We start from the raw sequence: 20,376 nt of genomic DNA, 5'->3' as shown, positions 1-20,376 counted from the left end.
AATCATTAAGGAGGGATATACGTTGACAAGTCAACTTAAAGATAGTGCACAACAAGTTCAAAACAAACTAATAGAGTTGGGTTATGCAAATAAAGTTATAGAACTACCTGACAGTACACGAACTGCACAGGAAGCTGCCGATACGATCGGTTGCGATGTTGCACATATAGCTAAGTCAATTATCTTTCGACTCAAAAATAACGATAAACCCTTATTGGTTATAGCCAGTGGAGTAAATCGAATTAATGAAAAACAAATTAAAACCCATCTGAATGACAGTATAGGAAAAGCTGACGCTGATTTTGTACGTGAACACACAGGGTTTGTTATTGGAGGCGTGCCACCTTTAGGACATATAGAGTCCATCATCACTCTTATTGATGAAGACTTGTTACAATTTAGAGAGATATGGGCTGCTGCCGGACATCCAAGAGCAGTGTTTCAATTAACACCCGAAGAATTAGTGCAAATGACAAAAGGACGAGTAATCTGTGTAAAATAAATTTGTGTTACTTTCTCTTATTTCGCTAGCGATTCGTATATTGACGGTATCTGGAAGAAGCGTCAGCTCAACATGATATTACGGTAGCCGATTTTCACGATCAGCTACCGCTTTCTGTTGAGGTAACGAAGGATAATTTACATCTGGCAGATAACTAGATCTCATGCAACTTTCCTGATTCCTTGTGCCGCCAATGTATGAATACCAATGACAATGCAATTAACGTGAGGATAATTCCAAGTACTCGAAATCCTTCGAAGCTGAAGTTACCTCCCATTACACTGCTAATCAGCAAAGAAGAGAGAATGGTTCCCAGGTATCTTGAGGTATTGAATATTCCAGATGCTACACCTATCATTTCTTTTGGTGAACTCCTGAATAAGGCCGCTTGCATAGCGACACTGTTTAAGCCATTGCTAATACCGAATGCAGCTAAAGCGAGACACACACTGATAACCGGTGAAGTCTGATCAAGTGTCACGATCCACACGGACCCAAATGTCATCAGCAATCCGGACATAAGCAATGCTGGACGAGGTCCTGATTTATCGATCCATCGCCCTGCCATTGGAGAAGCAACGAGCGAGCACAGGCCTAAGCTTAGCATGAGCATCCCTGTATGGAACTCGCTCACATGACGTACGATTTGCAAATAGGACGGAAGCCCGAAAAAGAGAGAGTAAAAAAGCAAGTTAATGACCATGAATTCGACATTGATCCAAGTCATTGCAGGATATTTAGCGAATGTGCGTAAAGGAATAAAGGGCGTCTTCGCTTTTAACTCATGTCGGACGAAAGCTCCCAGTCCAACGAAGCCGATCAGCCCGACAATAACGTTACTCAATGAAATTTGACCAGATGATTTCGTGGACAACAATCCAAAGAGCAAAGCAACCAGACCCACGGTGAATAGCAGTACCCCTGGCGCATCAATCCAATCAAGCCATTTGCGAAAGGACATGTTGCGAGCAACGGATGTCGTAGACGGAACATCCTTAGGAATATGCCTCCAAGCTAATAAAAAGCTTGTCACCACGAAAGGAATATTAACCAAAAAGATAGCAGGCCAGCCCCACCAGTGAATGATGACCCCGCCAATAAAGGGGCCAATCGCTGCCGCTCCGGATAGGAATATCGACAAAATAGACAGCGCAGTTGCTTGTTTCTCCGTAATATGAATTCGCACAATGGCCATTCCAACCGCAACCATCATGCTTGTTCCGATGGATTGCACAATGCGGAACACGATGAGCCATCCAAAGTTCGGGGATAGTGGAGCTAATAATGATGCAACGAAGGATACAACAAGCCCGCTAAGAAATATCCTCCTCCTACCGAATAAATCGCTGGCTTTTCCCATGATCGGTTGAGCGATAGCACTCGCAATGTAGAAAGCAAAAATAATCCAGGATACCATTGTAAAGTCGAGATGGAACACATTTTGCAGCCTTGGAATAGCAACTGAAACCATTGAAGAATTCAATGGATTTAATAGAATCCCTAGTCCAACGGAAATCATCAACCACCTACTGCGAATACTCATTGCAATCCCTCACTCTGTATATTAGTGTCATCATCGTACTTGAAATCATTTATTTATTCCAATGCATTTTATGTTATGATTTCATTGATTCAAAGGAATGAACGGAGGGTCTAGAATGGAACTTCTTCAACTGAAATATTTTCTCGAGGTAGCTCGTTTGGAACATATGACGGAAGCAGCACGAAGTCTGCATGTCACCCAATCATCACTAAGCAAAACGATCGGGCGCTTGGAGGAGGATTTGGGAGTCCCATTATTCGATCGAATAGGAAGGAAACTGCGATTGAATGAGTATGGAAGCAGATTCTATCGCCGTGCAGAGAGGGCGTTATTTGAATTGGAACAGGGGAGGCAGGAGATTCGTGATTTATCCAGCCCAGAACATGACATACTCGAATTGGCGGTGACCACCGCAAGCACATTGCCTCAGATCCTTCGAGAGTTTCGGAACAAGCGACCCGATATCTTATTTCATGTGCAAATGCTCACCACGCAGGAAATGGCTACGCTTCTTCATAGAGGAGAGGTTGATTTTTGCTTGTCCTCACCTGCTATACAAGGGGAAGACATTGAAACTCAAATCATGTTCATCGACCCGATTCTTGTAGCTGTTCCCAAAGAGCACCGGCTTGCTGACCGAAACAGCATATCTTTGACTGAGCTAAGGGATGAATGCTTTGTTGGTGTAAAAAGAGGCTACGGTACTCGTGATCTGGTGGATTCGATATGCCAATCGGCTGGATTTATACCTACATATGTGTATGAAGGTGATGAACCTGCAAGGCTAAGTTCTCTAGTGGAAGCGGGGATTGGCATAGCCTTTATACCAAGTACTGCAAGGCATTCTTGGGAACATATCAAATATCTCAAAGTAGAGAATCATGCATTGGTACGGGAGATCGCATTGTTATGGCACAGGAGTCGCTACATTTCGCAGGCTGCTCTCGAATTCCGTGAGGTTGTTGTAGAATATTTCGAGACGGTATCCAAACAGACACTTTAATTATTCGACAACGAATACCGTCTCTAAACCGTCTATAATGGGGATTTGTAATGTACTCTTGAATACTTAATTTTTAGTACAGGAGGTTCAATACATGAAAAAAGTACTGCTTGATACAGATATTGGCGGAGATATTGACGATGCAATTTGTCTAGCATATTTATTAAAAGAGCCACAGTGCGACTTAGTTGGCATTACAACGGTGTGTGGAGAACCTGAGAAGCGGGCGGCCGTTGCCAGTGCGATATGTAAAACGGTTAAGAGGAATATTCCAATTATTGCAGGGTTGGATTCAACACTGCAGCCTGTCCCTGTATATCCAACACCGGACGGGGCAAGAGCATTGCCAAACTGGGAACATGAGAAATATGAGAAATCGGATGCACCCGCATTTATGTATGAGATGATCCGGACTAATCCCCATGAGATTGTGTTACTTGGCATTGGAAACATGACCAATATTGCAACGCTGTTTAACACCTATTCCGACGCTCCGTCCCTGTTAAAAGGACTTTATATAATGAATGGATATTTTGGTCAAGAGGAATTGCCGGAAGCCTACTACAATTGGAACTCATGGGCTGATCCGCTTGCATCCAAAATTGTTTTTGCTTCCAATGTGGCGATCAACCGAGCCATTACACTTGAAATTACAGAGAGATTGACCTTAGATGCAGCCAAGGCGGGAGAACTTTTTCTTGCGGAATCCGATTTAATGAAATCGGTACTTGATTTTGGTGATTCTTGGCTTGAAAGTTCGAATAAGTTGACATTACATGACCCATTGGCAGCTGTTTGTATATTTTATCCTGATGTTTGTCAATTTGAAAGAGGCTTTGTCCGCGTTGAAACCGATGAGGAAATGTTTATGGGAGGTACTTCTTTTAGAGCAGCTCGGGATGGAAACGTGGAAATTACTCGAGAAGTAGATAAGGAACGTTTTTATCATATCTTGTCATCCACCTTAAGCAGGTAAGTAGCCAGAAGGTGTGAACATGGGAAGTGATATTCCACAGTTAGATCAATAAAACGAAGAAAGCAGCTGATCAACGTGATCGGCTGCTTTCTTAATGGGCAAGCTATGTAAAAAGAAGGTAACTACATAAACTTTTTGATTTATTATCGGTTGTTAGTGTCAAGAAACAAGAACATAGTCCCATTCAAGTCGTTATATTGGGGACTTTTTTTATCGAACCAAGTCTTTGTCCTTAGCTCGGGACAAGAACTTAGTCCATTTACCGATATCAAGTGGATATAATTTTATTGATGATTATGGATACAGAGGAGTATAAAAGACATATGAGGTAAGGCGCTTCTCCTAAAAAAGGAGATTTTACTCATAATACGTAAAACGTAATGAGGAGTTTGGAAAACCATGAAAAAGACAATCTACGATCATATAAGTGACTGGGGGCCAGGCCTCATTTTCATCCAGAAAAGGACGATTCTCAACGACTGCTGTGAGGGATTAGAAATGGCGGCTGCTTGGGGTACTCATCATATTGTTGATAGAATAATGGGAGATGATAAGTGGCACCGAGATTTTTGGGTTAGAAGGAACCCTTCAGGTTCTTAAGGCAAGAAGAGAATTGGAAGAGGAGATTTATAACAACATAAACATAGCTAAGGAAAAGGCAAACAACTCTGCGTGTGATTTAAACGTTTTTAAGCAGGTTGTAGTGAAGATTTTGACAGAACATTTTGACTTAATCTAACTAACAAAATTGTCTTACTATTTCGTGGTGGCTAAAAGCAAACCCGTAAATCCTATATAAGATTTTTATGAAGTTATAAAAAAACAAACCGACCTTATTCCAATTTTAGCAGGATTTAAGGTCGGTTTGTTCGTTTTAGTGAAAAGACATTATCTAACTGTCAATAATGCTCTTGATATTTTTAATTGTAGCAAAGTGCATTGCTTCATGGTAAATCAGAAAACCGAGTAATTGTTCTACATTTGTAAAGTTAAGTCCTGTAGAAGACTTGTAATGAGGATTGATTTCTTCTTTCAATTTGCTTGAAAGTACTGATTCAACCCTTTCAATTTGTTCAATTAACAAGTCGATTATTTGAGACAACGGTGGAGACTCTGTAGTCCAGTCAGACGGTTTAGTTCCTGAATCAAACAACTTACTAAAACTAGCAGGATATTTGGTTTCTTCCCCAGTAAGTTGGAAAGCGAACTTCTCATGTATAACATACATGTGGCCTAGATTCCATTTTATATTGTTTTTCAAACCTGTTGGAATTATTTCCGAGGCAGAGTCATTTATATTCCTCACATAATCAACTGCCTGACGGCGAACAAATCCCAATTGATCTGCGACAAAATTGCTCATGATATTGACCTCCCATAAAGCCGCTAATGAAATCGTCAAGAAAAAATCACTTGTTTTTTGGGTAAAGAAATTCCGCCAGTTTTACTAAAAAACAATTTTGTGTCAGTGACCAGAGTTGCCTTGAGAAACATAAGCTGAGACTCGTTGTGACAGATTTGCCAACGTACGTTCAAAAAAGGATTCATCATTAAGTGCTCTACTCAGTGTTAACCCCCCTTGAATACTAGAAATTGTTTCCTCTGAAATTTGGTCAGCAGTCTCTTTAGAGATACCTGTTTGAACTAGTGCCGCGCTTAAGGCTTCAATCCATCTTATAAAATATTGCCGGATTACAGCAGCGAATCGATCCCTTGTTTCGTCCAAAGCGAATGCACCAATAAGGCATATACGCCGACCAGATTGAAAATAAGTATCGACCTCTTGCCACATATGATCAATGGCTGCCAGGGGTTCATTCTTTTCAAGCGGTTCAAAAATGTTTTTGATAAACCATTGATCAATATGTGCAAGAATTTCTGCAGCCATCTCATCTTTTCCACCAGGAAAGAAATAATACAAGCTTCCTTTAGATAGACGGGTACGGGCTGTAATTTTACTCAACGAAGCGCCCTCATAACCTAATTCACGAAATACCTCGGCAACGAGAGGGATGACGTCAGACTTTTCAAACACAGTACGAGTCATAAGTTTAACTCACTTAGACTTGGGTGTTCAGCGGGGCGCGTGCCGAGAGGCCAATGAAATTTCCGTTCCTCTTCCTTAATCGGCATGTCATTAATCGAAGCAAATCTACGCTGCATCAAGCCGTCGTTAGCGAATTCCCAATTCTCGTTTCCATACGATCTGAACCAATTGCCACTATCATCACGCCATTCATATGCGAATCTAACTGCAATACGGTTATCCGTAAATGACCAAAGTTCCTTGATCAGGCGGTAGTCCAGTTCTTTGGCCCATTTTCTAGTTAATAAAGAGACAATTTCTTGGCGGCCTGTTATAAATTCGCTCCGATTTCTCCAATAGCAATCCTCAGTATACACAAGTGAGACGCGCTGAGGGTCCCGGCTATTCCAGCTGTCTTCTGCCATACGAGTTTTTTGGATTGCTGTCTCACGAGTGAATGGGGGTGTTAAATTAATCATTAATTTTCCCTCGCTTTCTAAACTGTTTGTGTCAGTATAAACCGATCGGTTTATAAATGCAAGTTTACATCCCAAATTCAATACCAATCTAGAATGGATACAAATTCATAGTGCACCAAGAAGCCATCAAGCTTATGAATCCTAAGCATAGTGGCTCTTGTTGTGTATTACCAATGACCAAGAGGGGGTACATTCTTTATGCATAACCTATGAAATAATGAAAAAGCAGAACGCGCTCCTCTATGAGAGGCGTTCTACTTTTCACCTCATTTTGTTCTTTTTGCTAAAAAATCATAAGTCGAATCAAATTTAACCCTGCAAAAATTCGATCAATGCTGCATTAAATTGATCAGAATGGGTCGCATTAAATCCGTGTGGTCCACCTTCGACAACAACCAGACGGCTGCCAGGGATGGATTCATGAGTACGTTGTCCACTCACCTTCAAAGGCACGATGGCATCTGAATCGCCATGGATAACCAGTGTCGGAATGTTGAACTTCTCCAGATCCTGACGAAAATCCGTAAGGGCAAAGGCAGCAATACAATCCAATGTGCCTTTGGGTGAAGCCAGAGCTGCAATATCACGGTTATAGATACGGAATGGTTCGCTCACAAGGTCTTTACGGTCTCCAGCAGCGAAAAAGTTGCTTGTAAAACCATCCAGAAATGCTAGCCGATCCGCTTTTACCCCGTTTTGAAATTCTGCAATCGTTGCATCATCCAATCCTCCTTGAGGATTGTCTTCAGTGATATAGAGATAGGGAGGAACCGCTCCCGCAAATACGGCTCTAGAAACGCGTTCTGTTCCATAGGTTCCGACATAACGTGCAACTTCGCCGCCACCCATGGAGAATCCGACTAATGTGGCATCACGCAGATCAAGGTGCAAAATCAATTTATGCAAATCCGAAGCAAAGGAATCATAGTCATAACCATCCCAAGGTTGAGAAGACTGACCGAATCCACGACGGTCATATGTAATAACTCGGTAGCCCGCTTCAATTAAAGCAGGAACTTGCTTCTCCCAAGATCGTCCACTCAAAGGCCAGCCATGAATCAGAATAATTGGTTTTCCCGCACCATGATCTTCATAATACAGTTCAATTGGTTGGTCATTCTCAGCGCCTACGTTTACTTTAGCCATGGAAAATACCTCCATCAGTTGTTATATTTTTGTTTATACAAAAGCTATTTGGCTCAGAAACATGAGTGGGGACTTGTTCATGAATCGCCTCACTTTCTATACCGTTTGTATCAGTATAAACCGATCGGTTTATAAATGCAAGTTCATATATTAATCTAGATACTTAGCTAATCTCTCAATATATCAGATAGCTTTAGCTGATGAAGGTGAAGTTCTTATCGCTGACTATTCAGCTAAACTATATAGTCAGCGATTGCTTCCGGGAATGGGGAAGCAATCGCTATGTTTATTTGCGGATATTTTTGTTTTTTGTCCGCCACATGTGTACAAAAAATAAAAAAGATGCTACATTGAAATCAGCATAACTCCTTCTATAACAAGGTTTTTTTCGGAAAATCATACGTCTCCTGTACAAGGACAAACGTATATCAAGGAGGGAATAAAATGTCAAGTAAAGCATTGGATCAATTTTTGAGTTCAAATATTGAAAATCTGAAGACTAAAGGTCTATATAACGTCATTGATACACTGCAGGGTGCAAATGGTCCTGTTATTCGTATCGACGGAAAGTCCCTAATCAATTTGTCTTCTAATAACTATTTGGGACTGGCAACAGATCACCGCCTGATTGATGCTTCAGTTAAGGCGGCGCAGACATACGGGGCAGGCGCAGGGGCTGTGAGGACAATTAATGGTACGATGGATCTTCATGTTGAGCTTGAAGAAAAACTTGCCCGTTTCAAAAAAACGGAAGCCGTTATCGTGTATCAATCGGGATTTAACTGCAATATGGCTGCTATATCCGCGGTAATGGACCAGCATGATGCTATTTTATCAGATGAGCTGAACCATGCTTCCATTATTGATGGCTGCCGCCTGTCGAGGGCCAAGGTGATTCGCTTTAAACATTCGGATATGAATGATTTAAGACAGCAGGCGAAAGAGGCCAAGGAATCCGGTCAGTACCATAAAATTATGGTCATCACCGACGGGGTTTTCTCCATGGATGGTGATATAGCAAAGCTGCCCGAAATCGTGAAAATAGCAGAAGAATTCGATCTGATTACTTATGTGGATGATGCACACGGTTCGGGCGTTCTCGGAGCAGGTGCGGGAACCGTGAAGCATTTTGGATTGTCCGACCGTATTGACTTTCAAATTGGTACTCTTTCCAAGGCGATCGGTGTTGTCGGCGGTTATGTCGCGGGTAAAAAACAACTCATTGAATGGTTGAAGCTAAGAAGCCGTCCATTTTTGTTCTCGACATCGCTACCTCCAGCTGCAATTGCTTCTTGTAGCGCTTCTGTCGACATTTTGATGAATGACAAAGAACTGATTGAGAAGCTGTGGGAGAACGGCAATCATTTGAAAAATGGCTTGAGCCGGCTTGGATATGATGTAGGCCAAAGTGAAACCCCGATAACCCCTTGTATTATTGGCGATGAAGTAACCACCCAACAGTTCAGTAAACGTCTCTATGAAGAAGGCGTTTATGCCAAGGCAATCCTGTTTCCGACGGTCCCGAAAGGAACCGGAAGAATACGCAACATGCCGACAGCTGCCCATACCAAGGAGATGCTGGGTCAGGTGATCTCGGTTTATGAGAAAGTTGGCAAGGAAATGAAGCTGATTTAGCTGCATTCGCGGGAGTCTCTATTTCGGGAGGAATGTCTTATGAACAAGATTTTGGTGACCGGAGCACTGGGCCAAATCGGTTCTGAGTTAGTTGTTAAATTACGTGAAATTTATGGTGCGGATCACGTCGTTGCTACGGATCTCAGGTCATCATCTCACGAAATTACCCGATCCGGGCCATTCGAGCTGCTGGACGTGACGAATGCTAAAGCGATGTTCGAAATCGCCAAGCGATACGAAGTGGATACCGTCATTCATTTAGCTGCGCTGCTGTCGGCTACCGCAGAGGAGAAACCGCTGCTTGCCTGGAACTTGAATATGGGCGGATTGATGAATGCACTTGAAATATCCAGGGAGCTCGGCTGCCAATTTTTCACTCCAAGCTCCATTGGAGCTTTTGGCCCTTCGACTCCGAAAGACAATACCCCACAGGATACGATCCAGAGGCCCAATACGATGTACGGCGTAAATAAGGTGTCCGGCGAACTGCTTTGTGATTATTATTTTCACAAATACGGCGTGGATACTAGAGGGCTGCGATTCCCGGGTTTGATATCTTATATGACGCCTCCCGGCGGAGGAACGACGGATTACGCGGTGGAAATTTACTACGCAGCCGTGACGATTGGCCGATATACATCCTATATCGCCAAGGACTCGAACATGGACATGATGTATATGCCGGATGCCCTGAACGCTATCATCGATTTAATGGAAGCGGATTCATCACGGTTGATACACCGAAACTCATTTAATGTCACCGCAATGAGTGTAGATCCAGAGGCGATCGCTGCAGCGATTCGGGAAGAGATTCCCGGCTTTATCCTCGAATATGATGTTGACCCGAAGAGACAGGCAATTGCAGATAGCTGGCCGCATTCTATTGACGCGACGGCAGCAAAAACAGAATGGGGATTTCATGCCCGCTACGACTTGAAGGCCATGACAAAGGATATGCTGTCACAGCTAAGCGAGAGACAAATGCTTCGCAAAGCTTAAAGTTATGTTGAATCCGCTCTGCAAAGCGAGTAGAAATACAAAAGAAGCTGTATAAGAGGTTTGGCGTTACCCCGGACCTTTTGTTGCAGCTTCTTTTTTCATCCTCCAGCCCAGACATTTCCGTGGTCTGTGGCTTATCAGATAAAGAAAAATGAAATTATAATCAGTTTTTAATTTGTGTGAGAACCACCCTTTAAAGAAAAATCATTCGTGTTGGATATTTAGATTTCTTTTCATCCGTGTCATTATCATAGAAAGATTGAGTTATAAGCTCCAAAAAATTAATTCGATGGGGGGGTGCAATGATGATTAATCATGAACTCAAAGTTATTGAACGAATGTCAGCAGGTAGTGGGTTATCGTTAGGGTTTGAGGATCTCATAATTCTTGGTGTGTCTATTGACTCCAGGACTATAAAGCCAGGGAATTTATTTGTTCCAATCATAAGAGATTTAGATGGACATGATTATGTAAGTGATGCAATATCCAAAGGTGCGATTGCTTCTTTCTGGCAGAAGGATCGCCCCAATCCACCAGATCATGTTCCGTTAATCTATGTGGATGACTGCTTAGAAGCTTTACAAAAATTGGCGACAGAATACCGACGAGAGTTACAAATTAAAGTTATTGGTATTACGGGAAGCAACGGTAAAACAACCACAAAAGAGATGCTAAATTCTGTTTTACAGACAAAATTTCGAGTTCATAAAACAGAAGGTAATTTAAACAGTCAAATCGGTGTTCCTTTAACGATTTTAGGGATAGATAAAGATGCTGAAATTGCAGTAATCGAGATGGGGATGACTGAAAGAGGTCAAATTGAGCAACTCTCCCGAATTACTCATCCAGACATAGCCGTGATTACAATGATAGGGGTTTCACATCTATCTAGTCTCGGCTCTCGAGAACAAATAGCAGCAGCAAAATTAGAAATTATTAATGGTCTAAAGAATGGTGGGTGCTTTGTTTTCCAAGGTGACGAGCCATTATTAAATAAAGAACTAAATAATAGAAATATCTCAATAGAAACAATTAGTTTTGGACAGGGAGATTTTAATGATGTGATCGCCGAAAATACAATATCCTGTTCCGATGGTTCACAATTCTCTGTTGCAAATCAAATGTACTACCTTCCACTTCTTGGTATGCATAATATTAATAATGCTCTTGCTGCAATTGCTATTGCTCTAAGATTGGGTTTAAATTCTTCAGAAATAAATGAGGGGTTTACTCAACTGAAATTACCTAATATGAGATTTGAGAAAATGAATTCCCCCTTGGGATTTACAATTATTAATGATGCTTGGAATGCTAGCCCGGATTCCGTAAATGCAGCAATTACGACTTTTCAGGAACTGACGGGTTATGGAGAAAAGCATTTAGTAATTGGTGACATGCTAGAATTGGGTGATGATGAAATAGAGTTTCATCGAGTGGTTGGAAGAAATCTTGATCCGAATAAAATAAATTATATTTATACTTGTGGTGATCTCAGCAGCCATATTGCATCAGAAGCAAAAAGAAGATATCCATTAGAGGCTGTAATGACTTTTAAAGATCAAATAATCTTGGCGAATACATTAAAACAAAAAATTAAGAAAAATGATGTGATTTTGTTAAAAGCATCTAGAGGAATGCAGATTGATTTAATAATTCCTTCCTTAATGAATTAGTCATTCGACTTGCCCTTCAATTCATTAAACCAACGGGCAGAATAACTCAAAAGCATGTTACAATGGAGTTGCATATTTAAAGTAGAAGTAAAGGAAATGACTCATGGATAAAAAAACTTTGCTTGCTTGGGAAAGTAAACATAATGCAATAAAACGAACTGTAGATGGCTTTTGGGATTGCTTTGGAAAATGGCGTGAAGAAGAAAAAGACGATTATCACAACACATTTCAAGGTAAGCTGTATGAAGAATATATAAGTGTTCAAGAACGCTCAATTTATCTTAAGTATTCTTTCAATGGCACAGAAGCAGTTATATTTTGTTCAGTCGATATATTTTATTTGGAAGAAGATATAGGTAGTTATGACATTGAATTTAATTTAGATGGCGAGATTGCTGATGACTATTTGGATTTTAACGATACTTTATTAAAGGATAAGATCTCAAAAATTAGATATAATTTAAAAATTGCCCGTAACGCCATCAAAGAGGGAATGGATATAGGAACAACTTCCAAAATCACTGGAATTAACGTAAAGTATGTACAGATTTTAAAGGAGAAATATTGTTGAACTAATGGGAAACGGTAGCTCAAACAACAAGAAAGCAGCTGATCATTGCGATTGGCTGTTTTTGCTCTACTAACAGGCACATACGAATCTGATATTGGAAAAATTAAGGTGCAAGCAGAAGTGTCGAGGGACAAGAACATGTGCTGATTGAAGTCGCTATTTTAGCGGCTTTTTTATTTTATTCGATACAAGAGTTTTTATATTAGAACAGAATCACATTAAAATTGTCTCCAACACTCAATAAAAACAGGTAGTTATCAGAATAAACTTAATTGAGCGAGTAAACAATGAAATAATAATTGCATCTCGATCTTGTATGCGATATATTGCATATAACAATAATTGTAATGAGGATGAAAAACAATGCCAATTCCTAAAGATTTTGCCTTACCCGTCCGTATGTCCGCAAAAGAAAGAGCGTTTTCTCAGATTCAGCGATGGATTATTGATGGAACACTGCAACCAGGTGAAAAGCTTATTGATGCGGAAATGGCTGAATCGCTTGGAGTCAGCCGGACACCAATACGGGAGGCACTTCAGTTACTCGAAGTTCAAGGTCTGGTTTCTATGCATCCAGGAAAAGAAACAAAAGTAACGAATATTGAGAAAAATGATATTTTCAAGATGTATTCAACCATGGCTGCTCTTCAGGCCTTGGCTGCTGAAATTACCGCCAAAATGATTGTTCCAGAACAAATCGAGAAACTAAGATCCATCAATTTGGAATTTGAAAGTTCCATTAAGAATGGCCAAGTTTATCAGGCCATGGAGGTGGATGAGCTATTTCATAATTATATTGTGGAGCTCTCAGATAATCCTTATGTGGCCACATTTAATACATCTCTTCAGATTCACATTAGGAGATTTAAATATGTGTTTTTAAAACAACCCATTACAGCTACACTTGCTTCAGTCGAGGAGCATGATTTGATTATTAAAGCTTTTGAAGGCAAAAATAGTGGGGATGCTCACATGCTAATGAAACAAAATTTTATTCGACCGATGCAGGAACTGAACGAAATACTTTGAAGTGAGGGATAAAAGGACATGGGAAATAAAAAAGATCTTCGTATTCGAAGCAAGGTAATCAGTGAAGGTGCTAACCGGGTACCGAACAGAGCGATGCTGCGTGCAGTTGGTTTTCAAGATGACGATTTTAAAAAGCCAATGATCGGAATAGCGAGTACGTGGAGTGAAGTAACACCGTGTAATATGCACATCAATGACTTAGCGGTGCAAGCTAAGCAGGGCGCACGTAATAACGGCGGTGCTCCACTAATTTTTAATACGATTACCGTTTCAGATGGGATTTCGATGGGGCATGGGGGGATGTTGTTCTCGCTGCCAAGTCGGGAAGCTATCGCTGATTCGATTGAAATTGTGACCGGAGCGGAGCGTTTTGACGGCGTTGTTGCAATCGGTGGTTGTGACAAGAATACGCCTGCATGTTTGATGGCTATTGGACGGATGAACATTCCTTCCGTTTATGTCTATGGAGGAACCATTCAACCCGGTAATCTTGATGGTAAAAAAGTGGATATCGTTTCCGCTTTTGAAGCCGTTGGTCAATATCAAGATGGAAAAATAACAGATGAACAGCTGCATAAGGTCGAATGTAGTGTCTGCCCAGGTCCAGGGGCTTGCGGGGGCATGTATACCGCTAATACGATGGCCGCAGCTGCAGAAGCAATGGGGATGTGTTTGCCTGGTTCTTCTTCGACATCAGCGATCTCAGCAGATAAAGCAAAGGAATGCGAAGCAGCCGGTAAACAGGTCATCTCACTGCTTGAACAGGAAATCTATCCAAGAGACATTATGACGAAGAAAGCATTTGAGAATGCGATCACCGTTGTGATGGCTCTGGGGGGATCGACCAACGCATTTCTCCATCTGCTAGCTATTGCGCACTCCGTAGAAGTTGATTTAACCTTGGATGATTTTGAGCGCATTCGCTTGCGTGTTCCGCATCTGGCAGATCTGAAGCCAAGTGGCCAATATGTGATGCAGGATTTGAATGATATCGGTGGCGTTTCAGGGGTAATGAAGCTATTGCTCGCTGAGGGATTACTTCATGGGGATTGCCTCACGGTAACTGGTAAAACGTTGGCCGAGAATTTAGCGGAAGCTGCTCCACTTCAGAATGATCAGGAGATCATACGTCCACTAGATAATCCGCTTAAACCAGATGGACCTCTGGTTGTGCTTCGAGGAAATCTCGCTCCCGAAGGCGCTGTTGCCAAAATGTCAGGCATGAAGATACAGCAATTTTCCGGTCCGACAAAGGTATACGATAGCGAAGATGAAGCGACAGAAGCGATCATGAACGATGAAATTCAGGAAGGGGACGTATTGGTCATACGCTATTGTGGTCCGAAGGGTGGACCAGGTATGCCTGAAATGCTTTCCGTTACAGCACTCATTGTAGGAAAGGGTCTCGGCGGGAAAGTTGCTCTCATAACAGATGGTCGATTCTCTGGTGGTTCGCATGGATTTGTAGTCGGTCATGTATCACCTGAAGCACAAGTAGGCGGGCCGATCTCTTTGCTCCAAAATGGAGATATGATTACCATTAACAGTGACATTCAGGAAATTAAGGTTGAGGTGTCAGAAGAAGAGTTGGCCGCTCGAGCGCAAGCGTGGGTACAACCTCCACTGAAAGTAAAATCCGGTGTACTCGGCAAATATGCCAAATTAGTTTCGTCTGCTTCAAAAGGTGCAGTAACCGATTTGATGGAATAGACAAGATTGAATTTTTAAAACCCGCTAATCAGAAAAGATTAGCGGGTTTTTTGTTGACCAGGATGGAAATGGGCAGGTTGAAAAGATATTCCGTTTAAGGCAGGTTTCCGTCGGCGATTGTAGCGTGATATTGTCATGTCAGAGATTTTAGTTGATAATCATTATCATTCATGTTATATTGTTCACCAGTAAACAAAATATAAGTGATTGTTTAAAAAAACTATATTATTAAGACGATATTTTTGTTTACAAGTAAATAAGGAGCGATCAAAGGATGACTTCAAAAGATCAAACAAAACAGTTGCTTTATGACCAGTTTATCCGTTTTTTACATGTATATGAGAACCACAAGGATACAGAAATCGAGCATTTCCTGAGTATCGCCCAGCGAGAAAGCATCGAGAAAATTCCTCAGCATTTGACCGCGGTTCATATGATAGATTGCATAGGCAAACATGAGCCTATTAATAACACGGGTATTGCCGAGGCGATGAATTTGTCCAAAGCAAGCATCACCAAAATTGGCAACAAACTGCTGGAGGAAGGATTCGTCAAACGAACAAAAATGAATGACAACAAGAAGGAGAGTTATTTCCGGTTGTCACCGCAAGGCAAAAAGATCTTTGAACTGCATGAACGTCTGCATGTACAAGAGACTGAACGCTTCTATCGTACTCTCGACAAGTATTCAGAAACAGAGCTAAAAGTAATCCATCAATTTCTGCAAGACAGCAGTATAAATATTGAATCCAGATCAAACGAAGGAGAGTGAAGCATTTGAGTCTGGCGGAATTGATCAGGGCGCGCAGGAGCATTCGTAAATATAACTCTACGCCGGTGGATCAGGAGTTAGTTGTTGAATTACTGCGCAAGGCTAATCGGCTTCAACCATTTGCTCAGACTGGCTCGTGGCGTGTGGTATATGCCGGAACTTCAGAAGCACGCAAACGGTTGGTGGACTGCATGCTGGAACAGATGTCACAGAGCAGGCTCGGTAAACTGATTCCTGGGAAACTTCTGGATATTTTCAAAAAGAGATTTACCGATATTCCTGCTCACGTCATTGTTATGTCGACTGTAGGACCGGATCGGCTGACTAATGACCGCAATTATGCGGCTGCCTGCGGGATGATGCAGAACTTTCAACTGATAGGTTGGGAACATGGGTTAGGAATGCTATGGGATACAGAGTCCATGATGCTGCATGAAGGGTTTTTCAAAGGAATTGGCCTGCGTGAGGATGAAAGATTTGTTGGCATTCTTCATATAGGATATTACGATAAAGCGCCAAAAAGTCGGAAAAGAACGCCAGCCGAGCAGAAGTGGACCGTCTTGCAAGGACAGTCTACCTAAGAGGAGGATGTAAAAATGAAATTGTCCGATCTGGAAGGAGACATGCATACTCCGAGTGAGTTTTTGGATCGACCGGTATCGCAGGAGCTAATTCTGGAATTGCTCAATCATGCCGTATGGGCGCCAAATGATGAACTGCGAGAGCCGTGGCGATTTATATTTGCTGATAACCGGCATGGGGACATCATGCAGGGATTGCAGGAGCAGGCTCCCGCGTATCTTCTGGTCTTGGTGAAGGAAGAGGCGGATCCACATAAGCGGGAAGAGGATTTTGCAGCCGTCTGCTGTCTAATTCAAAATTTCCGATTGCTGGCTCATGAGCAGAGTCTAGGTGTACGCTGTACCTTGCATGACTGGATGTACGACCCGAGCCGTACTGAAATGTTTGGTGTACTGAGTAACGAGCGCATTGCTGCGGTTCTAGAATTGGGATACGGTGCAACTCAGTCGAAAGGGAATACCACGTTATCAAAGACTGAGCTTCATTTTGAACTTCTCTAGGGTGAAGTCGCTAATTTGATCAGGATATAGCTGATGAGTTAGAACTACGGATAACAGAGAGGAGTGAATGAATTGAAAGATAAAGCAACATTGTTTAACGAAGTATCGGAGGTTCTATCTAAACTTCGCCCTTTTTTACAACGTGATGGTGGTGATGCAGAATTAATAGATGTTGAGGACGGTATTGCTAGGCTTAAATTTCTAGGTGCTTGTAATGGTTGTCCAAGTTCAACCATCACCTTAAAAGCGGGTATAGAACGTGCAATAATCGAAGAAATTGATGAGATTCATGAAGTTGTACAAGTTTTCTAAAATCCAATATTTTGACTACTTCTATGGATACGTAAATAGACAATAAATATGTTGGAAGGGAATGAGCTACGCATGACAACATCACTACAGATAAATGATTTTAGGGCAACAATTGAAGGCAAAGAAATTCTGAAAGGAATCAACCTGCAAATGAAAGGTGGAGAAATCCACGCAATCATGGGGCCAAATGGAACAGGTAAATCTACATTGGCTTCCGCATTGATGGGACATCCCAAATATGAAGTAACCGGCGGAACGGTAACATTAGACGGTGAAGACCTGTTGGAGATGGCAGTGGATGAGCGTGCGCGTGCTGGTCTGTTCTTGGCTATGCAGTATCCAAGTGAAATCGCGGGCGTAACCAACTCCGACTTCCTGCGTAGCGCGATCAACGCACGCCGCGGCGAAGGCAACGAGATCTCCCTGATCAAGTTCATTCGTCAAATGGAAGGCAAAATGAAAGAGCTGGACATGAATCCTGAATTTGCACATCGTTACCTGAACGAAGGTTTCTCCGGCGGTGAGAAAAAACGTAACGAGATTCTGCAAATGATGTTGCTTGATCCAAAAATCGTTGTACTGGACGAAATTGACTCTGGTCTCGATATTGATGCTTTGAAAATCGTTGCTAACGGCGTTAACGCAATGAAGAGCGAAGATCGCGGCTTCTTGATCATCACACACTACCAACGTTTGCTGAACTACATCACACCTGACTACGTTCATGTTATGATGCAAGGCCGCATCGTGAAATCCGGTGGTCCTGAACTGGCCCAGCGTCTCGAAGCAGAAGGTTACGATTGGGTTAAAGAAGAACTGGGAATTACAGACGAAACTGTAGGTCAAGAAGCGTAAAGACAAAACGGAGGAGGATAATAAATGACTACACAAACAATTCTTCCGGTTGAATCTGAAGCGCTTCGCGCCTTGTCGGAAAGCAATAATGAACCCGGCTGGTTGACTGAGCAGCGGCTCGAAGCCTTGAAGCTTGCGAGCGAGCTGGCGCTTCCCAAACTGGAAAAGCAAAAAATCGAACGCTGGAATGTCAGCGAATATGGAACATATAAGACTAGCAAGGCCTTGGCTTCCCTGGATGATGCACCTCAGAACATCAAAAAACTGGTACAAGATCAAAACGAAGGCGGTTTGGTCATTCAACGCAATTCCGGCAGCATATACGCAAAACTATCGGAAGAGCTTGCTGCCAAAGGGGTTATTTTCATAGACCTCGCTACTGCGGCTCGTGAACACGAAAACTTGGTTAAACCGTACCTGAATACGGCTGTCAAAGCCGATGAGCATTCGATTGCTGCTCTTCATGCAGCGCTTTGGAATGGAGGAGTATTCCTTTATGTTCCTGAAAACGTGGAAATCGAAGTGCCGCTGCAAGCCGTTCTATTGACAGATGATGCGTCTGCCACATTTGCGCCACACGTGCTTGTTATTGCTGACACAAACAGCTCGGTTACTTACGTGGATAACTATGTTTCGAGCGAACTTTCTGCACCTGTATTCCATAATGGCGTGGTTGAAGTCATTGCGAAAGCTGGGGCAAAAGTGCGTTACGCGACAGTCCACCAAATGGATACTCTAGTGACGGACGTATCGTTCCGCCGCGCTGTTCTGGAGAACGATGCAACAATCGAATGGATCGTTGGCGAAATGAATGATGGGGATACAGCGAGCAACACGATGAGCGTGCTCAAAGGTAACGGTTCAAAATCCGATTCCAAAGTAATCGCGATCGGTTCCGGTTCGCAAAAAAATAATTATACCACTGAAGCACGTCACTTCGGTAAAAATACACCATCTCAAATGATCACTCGCGCAGTTATGCGTGAAGAAGCATCGGCGATTATTAACGGGATTACGAAGATCGAAAAAGGCGCAACCAAAGCAGACGGACAACAAACAGAGAAAGTGTTGATGTTGAGCCCGAAAGCACGGGGGGACGCTAACCCGATCCTTCTGATTGATGAGGATGACGTAACGGCAGGTCATGCAGCTTCGGTAGGGCAAGTCAATCCAGAGCAGGTCCATTACTTGATGTCTCGCGGAATTAACCGTACAGATGCGGAACGCCTGATTATCATCGGTTTCCTAGCTCCGGTGGTGTCGGATATTCCTTTGGAGGCATTGCGCACCCAATTACAATACTTGATCGAACGGAAGCTGGGTCAATGAACGGATCCATTCACAAGGAGACTTAGGAGGTAGAACAAGATGGCTAAAAAAGCACCGGAGATGGAAGAGTACAAATATGGTTTTCGCGACGAGCACAAGTCCATCTTTCAAACCGGGAAAGGTCTGACAGCAGAAGTCGTAACCGAAATTTCCCGAATCAAAAACGAACCGGAGTGGATGCTGGAGTTTCGTCTGAAATCTCTGAAACAATTCGAAAAGATGGCAATGCCAAAATGGGGCGGCGATCTCGATGAGCTGGATTTCAACGACATTCAATATTATGTTCGTCCTTCGGAGAAGCAAGGGAAAACATGGGAAGAGGTACCTTCCGAAATCAAGGAAACATTCGACAAACTGGGTATTCCAGAAGCAGAGCAAAAGTTCCTGGCAGGGGTATCCGCTCAATACGAATCCGAGGTTGTATACCATAACATGCAAAAGGAACTGGAAGAGCAAGGTGTTATCTTTATGGATACCGACACTGCGCTCAGAGAGCACCCAGAAATTTTACGCGAATATTTCGCAACCATCATTCCACCAGCAGACAATAAATTTGCTGCTTTAAACAGTGCGGTATGGTCCGGAGGCAGCTTCATCTACGTTCCAAAAGGCGTAAAATGCGAAGTGCCTTTGCAAGCATACTTCCGGATTAACTCTGAAAACATGGGTCAATTCGAGCGTACATTGATCATTGCAGATGAAGACAGCTTTGTTCACTATGTAGAGGGCTGTAC

The 20,376-nt window shown here is 42.4% G+C and carries 21 protein-coding genes; 16 read left to right on the top strand and 5 right to left on the bottom strand.

Annotated elements, in window-relative coordinates:
• The first annotated feature begins 22 nt into the window (after positions 1 to 22).
• A complete protein-coding gene (locus tag ACQSGY_RS27000; RefSeq protein WP_427181681.1) occupies positions 23 to 502 on the top strand; it encodes a YbaK/EbsC family protein in 480 nt (159 codons plus the stop codon).
• Positions 503 to 656: 154 nt separating this feature from the next.
• Here the strand turns inward: ACQSGY_RS27000 and ACQSGY_RS26995 are convergent, their stop codons facing one another.
• On the bottom strand, positions 657 to 2,045 hold the full coding sequence (locus ACQSGY_RS26995; protein ID WP_427181680.1) for an MFS transporter: 1,389 nt from the start codon (positions 2,043 to 2,045) through the stop codon (positions 657 to 659).
• Between the two features lie 115 nt (positions 2,046 to 2,160).
• Between ACQSGY_RS26995 and ACQSGY_RS26990 the strand changes: the two genes are divergently transcribed.
• Together ACQSGY_RS26990 and ACQSGY_RS26985 are read left to right on the top strand one after the other, a co-directional pair.
• The gene (locus ACQSGY_RS26990) at positions 2,161 to 3,048 is read left to right on the top strand and encodes a LysR family transcriptional regulator (protein WP_427181679.1); all 888 of its coding nucleotides are present in this window, start codon (positions 2,161 to 2,163) and stop codon (positions 3,046 to 3,048) included.
• Positions 3,049 to 3,142: 94 nt separating this feature from the next.
• Positions 3,143 to 4,024 (top strand): nucleoside hydrolase, encoded by an 882-nt coding sequence (locus ACQSGY_RS26985; protein WP_427181678.1) that lies wholly within the window; start codon positions 3,143 to 3,145, stop codon positions 4,022 to 4,024.
• 892 nt (positions 4,025 to 4,916) lie between these two features.
• Here the strand turns inward: ACQSGY_RS26985 and ACQSGY_RS26980 are convergent.
• From ACQSGY_RS26980 to ACQSGY_RS26965, 4 genes are all read right to left on the bottom strand, one after another.
• Positions 4,917 to 5,387 carry a DinB family protein gene (locus tag ACQSGY_RS26980; protein WP_427181677.1) on the bottom strand — a complete coding sequence of 157 codons (471 nt, stop codon included), beginning with the start codon at positions 5,385 to 5,387 and terminating at the stop codon, positions 4,917 to 4,919.
• 102 nt (positions 5,388 to 5,489) lie between these two features.
• Entirely contained in the window at positions 5,490 to 6,071 is a 582-nt protein-coding gene (locus ACQSGY_RS26975; RefSeq protein WP_427181676.1) for a TetR/AcrR family transcriptional regulator, read from the bottom strand.
• Positions 6,068 to 6,529, bottom strand: coding sequence for a DUF1348 family protein (locus ACQSGY_RS26970; protein ID WP_427181675.1), 462 nt, complete (start codon positions 6,527 to 6,529; stop codon positions 6,068 to 6,070). The genes ACQSGY_RS26975 and ACQSGY_RS26970 overlap by 4 nt, the downstream gene beginning before the upstream one ends.
• Positions 6,530 to 6,838: 309 nt before the next feature.
• Positions 6,839 to 7,675, bottom strand: coding sequence for an alpha/beta fold hydrolase (locus ACQSGY_RS26965; RefSeq protein WP_427181674.1), 837 nt, complete (start codon positions 7,673 to 7,675; stop codon positions 6,839 to 6,841).
• Positions 7,676 to 8,119: 444 nt separating this feature from the next.
• Between ACQSGY_RS26965 and ACQSGY_RS26960 the strand changes: the two genes are divergently transcribed.
• From ACQSGY_RS26960 to sufB, 13 genes are all read left to right on the top strand, one after another.
• Positions 8,120 to 9,310: a glycine C-acetyltransferase gene (locus ACQSGY_RS26960; RefSeq protein WP_427181673.1), complete on the top strand. Its 1,191-nt coding sequence runs from the start codon at positions 8,120 to 8,122 to the stop codon at positions 9,308 to 9,310.
• Positions 9,311 to 9,349: 39 nt separating this feature from the next.
• The gene (locus ACQSGY_RS26955) at positions 9,350 to 10,309 is read left to right on the top strand and encodes an L-threonine 3-dehydrogenase (RefSeq protein WP_427181672.1); all 960 of its coding nucleotides are present in this window, start codon (positions 9,350 to 9,352) and stop codon (positions 10,307 to 10,309) included.
• A 302-nt stretch (positions 10,310 to 10,611) separates the two neighbouring features.
• A complete protein-coding gene (locus tag ACQSGY_RS26950; protein ID WP_427181671.1) occupies positions 10,612 to 11,982 on the top strand; it encodes a UDP-N-acetylmuramoyl-tripeptide--D-alanyl-D-alanine ligase in 1,371 nt (456 codons plus the stop codon).
• 103 nt (positions 11,983 to 12,085) lie between these two features.
• Entirely contained in the window at positions 12,086 to 12,553 is a 468-nt protein-coding gene (locus ACQSGY_RS26945) for a hypothetical protein (protein WP_426332777.1), read from the top strand.
• 363 nt (positions 12,554 to 12,916) lie between these two features.
• Positions 12,917 to 13,582 carry a GntR family transcriptional regulator gene (locus tag ACQSGY_RS26940; RefSeq protein ID WP_427181670.1) on the top strand — a complete coding sequence of 222 codons (666 nt, stop codon included), beginning with the start codon at positions 12,917 to 12,919 and terminating at the stop codon, positions 13,580 to 13,582.
• A gap of 18 nt (positions 13,583 to 13,600) precedes the next feature.
• Complete coding sequence (gene ilvD, locus ACQSGY_RS26935; RefSeq protein ID WP_427181669.1) at positions 13,601 to 15,292, top strand: dihydroxy-acid dehydratase; 1,692 nt, start codon at positions 13,601 to 13,603, stop codon at positions 15,290 to 15,292.
• Positions 15,293 to 15,566: 274 nt separating this feature from the next.
• On the top strand, positions 15,567 to 16,064 hold the full coding sequence (locus ACQSGY_RS26930) for a MarR family transcriptional regulator (RefSeq protein WP_427181668.1): 498 nt from the start codon (positions 15,567 to 15,569) through the stop codon (positions 16,062 to 16,064).
• 5 nt (positions 16,065 to 16,069) lie between these two features.
• Positions 16,070 to 16,645: a nitroreductase family protein gene (locus tag ACQSGY_RS26925; RefSeq protein WP_427181667.1), complete on the top strand. Its 576-nt coding sequence runs from the start codon at positions 16,070 to 16,072 to the stop codon at positions 16,643 to 16,645.
• A 15-nt stretch (positions 16,646 to 16,660) separates the two neighbouring features.
• Positions 16,661 to 17,146, top strand: a complete 486-nt coding sequence (locus ACQSGY_RS26920) for a hypothetical protein (protein WP_427181666.1) — start codon at positions 16,661 to 16,663, stop codon at positions 17,144 to 17,146.
• A gap of 72 nt (positions 17,147 to 17,218) precedes the next feature.
• Complete coding sequence (locus ACQSGY_RS26915) at positions 17,219 to 17,458, top strand: NifU family protein (RefSeq protein WP_427181665.1); 240 nt, start codon at positions 17,219 to 17,221, stop codon at positions 17,456 to 17,458.
• Between the two features lie 72 nt (positions 17,459 to 17,530).
• Positions 17,531 to 18,313 carry a Fe-S cluster assembly ATPase SufC gene (gene sufC / locus ACQSGY_RS26910; protein ID WP_289372569.1) on the top strand — a complete coding sequence of 261 codons (783 nt, stop codon included), beginning with the start codon at positions 17,531 to 17,533 and terminating at the stop codon, positions 18,311 to 18,313.
• Positions 18,314 to 18,337: 24 nt separating this feature from the next.
• Positions 18,338 to 19,642: a Fe-S cluster assembly protein SufD gene (gene sufD, locus ACQSGY_RS26905; RefSeq protein WP_427181664.1), complete on the top strand. Its 1,305-nt coding sequence runs from the start codon at positions 18,338 to 18,340 to the stop codon at positions 19,640 to 19,642.
• 39 nt (positions 19,643 to 19,681) lie between these two features.
• The coding region (gene sufB, locus ACQSGY_RS26900) for a Fe-S cluster assembly protein SufB (protein ID WP_427181663.1) at positions 19,682 to 20,376 on the top strand (695 nt) is incomplete at its 3' end.

The sequence above is a fragment of the Paenibacillus sp. TC-CSREp1 genome (assembly GCF_050171015.1).
Taxonomy (GTDB): Bacteria; Bacillota; Bacilli; order Paenibacillales; family Paenibacillaceae; genus Paenibacillus; species Paenibacillus silvae.
This window is presented reverse-complemented; position numbering and strand designations above follow the sequence as displayed.

What these genes read in the sequence shown, in the direction of transcription:
- ACQSGY_RS26995 (WP_427181680.1), bottom strand. Translation starts at nt 2,045, where the DNA reads ATGAGTATTCGCAGTAGGTGGTTGATGATTTCCGTTGGACTAGGGATT.
- ACQSGY_RS26990 (WP_427181679.1), top strand. Translation starts at nt 2,161, where the DNA reads ATGGAACTTCTTCAACTGAAATATTTTCTCGAGGTAGCTCGTTTGGAA.
- ACQSGY_RS26985 (WP_427181678.1), top strand. Translation starts at nt 3,143, where the DNA reads ATGAAAAAAGTACTGCTTGATACAGATATTGGCGGAGATATTGACGAT.
- ACQSGY_RS26980 (WP_427181677.1), bottom strand. Translation starts at nt 5,387, where the DNA reads ATGAGCAATTTTGTCGCAGATCAATTGGGATTTGTTCGCCGTCAGGCA.
- ACQSGY_RS26975 (WP_427181676.1), bottom strand. Translation starts at nt 6,071, where the DNA reads ATGACTCGTACTGTGTTTGAAAAGTCTGACGTCATCCCTCTCGTTGCC.
- ACQSGY_RS26970 (WP_427181675.1), bottom strand. Translation starts at nt 6,529, where the DNA reads ATGATTAATTTAACACCCCCATTCACTCGTGAGACAGCAATCCAAAAA.
- ACQSGY_RS26965 (WP_427181674.1), bottom strand. Translation starts at nt 7,675, where the DNA reads ATGGCTAAAGTAAACGTAGGCGCTGAGAATGACCAACCAATTGAACTG.
- ACQSGY_RS26960 (WP_427181673.1), top strand. Translation starts at nt 8,120, where the DNA reads ATGTCAAGTAAAGCATTGGATCAATTTTTGAGTTCAAATATTGAAAAT.
- ACQSGY_RS26955 (WP_427181672.1), top strand. Translation starts at nt 9,350, where the DNA reads ATGAACAAGATTTTGGTGACCGGAGCACTGGGCCAAATCGGTTCTGAG.
- ACQSGY_RS26950 (WP_427181671.1), top strand. Translation starts at nt 10,612, where the DNA reads ATGATGATTAATCATGAACTCAAAGTTATTGAACGAATGTCAGCAGGT.
- ACQSGY_RS26945 (WP_426332777.1), top strand. Translation starts at nt 12,086, where the DNA reads ATGGATAAAAAAACTTTGCTTGCTTGGGAAAGTAAACATAATGCAATA.
- ACQSGY_RS26940 (WP_427181670.1), top strand. Translation starts at nt 12,917, where the DNA reads ATGCCAATTCCTAAAGATTTTGCCTTACCCGTCCGTATGTCCGCAAAA.
- ilvD (WP_427181669.1), top strand. Translation starts at nt 13,601, where the DNA reads ATGGGAAATAAAAAAGATCTTCGTATTCGAAGCAAGGTAATCAGTGAA.
- ACQSGY_RS26930 (WP_427181668.1), top strand. Translation starts at nt 15,567, where the DNA reads ATGACTTCAAAAGATCAAACAAAACAGTTGCTTTATGACCAGTTTATC.
- ACQSGY_RS26920 (WP_427181666.1), top strand. Translation starts at nt 16,661, where the DNA reads ATGAAATTGTCCGATCTGGAAGGAGACATGCATACTCCGAGTGAGTTT.
- sufC (WP_289372569.1), top strand. Translation starts at nt 17,531, where the DNA reads ATGACAACATCACTACAGATAAATGATTTTAGGGCAACAATTGAAGGC.
- sufD (WP_427181664.1), top strand. Translation starts at nt 18,338, where the DNA reads ATGACTACACAAACAATTCTTCCGGTTGAATCTGAAGCGCTTCGCGCC.